Annotated in this window: 1 protein-coding gene; it reads right to left on the bottom strand. The window is 34.7% G+C overall.

The annotated features are described in order from the left end of the window. Positions 1 to 232 precede the first annotated feature (232 nt). A partial coding sequence (locus Q7P05_RS07910) for a phosphoethanolamine transferase (RefSeq protein ID WP_303931495.1) occupies positions 233 to 1986 on the bottom strand: 1754 nt, incomplete at its 5' end.

Raw genomic sequence — 1986 nt, 5'->3', positions numbered from 1 at the left:
TATGATGGTACCTTTACTAAAACCCTGCGGGAGGGTCATGGATGCACTGTAGAGGCTTTATTAAAGAATAATATTGACGTTTATACGGAAGAGGATATTGATCTATTAATCAAACAAAAAAAGAGATGAGTTGTTAACTCATCTCTTTTTTTGTTTGATTAAATTTACTGCAATCTTAACTAGCGATCATTAAATATTAAAATGATGTATTCATTACTAGAAAGTGTAATATTTATTTTCCTGCATTTACAGGATCATTAGTTAATGGCTGTTCTCCTAGTAAAGTAGTAAGGTTATGTAAATTAAATCGATACTTACCATTACTGAAGTCTCGTGTTGCATCATAGCGTTGGTTAGGTGCATGCATGAGGCCGACTAATGTGTCATATAGTAAATCGTTTGTAAAGTATTGATGTTCATGCTTAGTAAGTTCTGCTGCAGTTTGAGGATACTCCGCACGATATTGAGGGGATAAATAAATCCAGAATGGAATGTGAGTCATTACAAAGTCAAAGGTATCTGGATTGTGAGATTTATCTAAACTTTCACCGTGGTCAGAGAAATAAACCATTGCTTGTAGGTTTAATTTTTCTTTGCCATAAGTATAAATTTGTTGTAATAACCAGTCTGTATAAAGTTGGCTATTAGCATATGCTTCTTGACCATCTGGATAAGGGCCCTGTTTCCATTTACTAAATTCATGTGGATAACGATCATTGTAGTAAATATGACTACCCATAATATGAATAACAATAAAGTTGTTTTTTGAAGGATCTACAGATTGTAATAAAGGCAATAGTGATTCATCATAGCGATCAGAGAAGGCATATGATTCATGAGACCATTTTGTAGTATCTGCAGTTTTTGCCATTAGTGAAATGGCTGTATCGTATTCACCAAACACGCCTTGGTTACTAAACCAAGAAGTGGTATAACCAGCTTTTTTTGCTACGTCTAAGATATTTGCTGAATCAAGGAATGGTTTATCATCATATTGATTGCGTTCAGATAAAGCGCGTTCAAGAGTAGGTACTGTTTGTACATACGATGAGTATGCGTTGTCAAAGAATACAAAATCTTTATTATCAGAGCGCATATTACCTTGCCATGGCGTGTCGTCATAAGGGAAGTTTGGATTATATACCTTCATATAATCGCGAGAACTAGATTCACCAATTACTAATATAATAGTTCCAGGTGCTTTGTTGGCAGCGGTTTCCTTTGTATCTAAATTGAAGGAATCAAATACTAAATGATGGTTATCATTATATTGTTGCATCTGTTTTACATAATCGCCAGCAGCAATCCAATTTGCTACAATACATGTTTTAGGGAATAAGAAGAATGGTACATAAACTAAGAATGCTACAATAGACACAATGAGTAATGTGGAGCGCATAGGTCGTGTAGTATTTAAGTTTACCACTGCTTTCATTCCTAGATTAGACCAGTAGAGTAGATACGTCCAAGCTACTAGACCGATACCAACAGCGATAAGACCAGGAATACCAGCAGCATTTTTTAAGAATCCAAAGGCTTCCTCAGGGTTTGTCATATATACTGCTAGTAAACTAGCTGGCGTTAAACAATGCCAAGTAGTTAGATAGTATCCTATTTGTAAGAATGGGATAAGACTTAATATCATGGTAATGATTGCCATGATTAATGATGTGGTTTTATGAAGGCGATTCGTTTGATTTAGTAAGAATTGAATTCCAGATAAGCCCATAAAAATGAGTAGGCCAAATAAGAAGTCATTAGCGAATTCATAGAAATATAAAGGCTTAACATAGGACCAATGGAAAAGGAGTGGGAATGTAAGAGCCCAAAGAATACCAACTAATCCATATCCTAAAAATGGTCTATGAAAAACGGTACACCCCATAAAGTATTGAAATAAAAAAGTGCCTACAATTGTTGGTACTGCTAAAATCGTTATATCTTCAACATCTAGTCCTAGTGTAATAGGTTCATAGATGAAAAATA

The sequence above is a fragment of the Veillonella dispar genome (assembly GCF_937975875.1).
GTDB classification, from domain to species: Bacteria; Bacillota; Negativicutes; order Veillonellales; family Veillonellaceae; genus Veillonella; species Veillonella dispar_B.
Note: the sequence above shows the minus strand (reverse complement) of the source record. Positions and strands in the feature narration are given on the sequence as shown.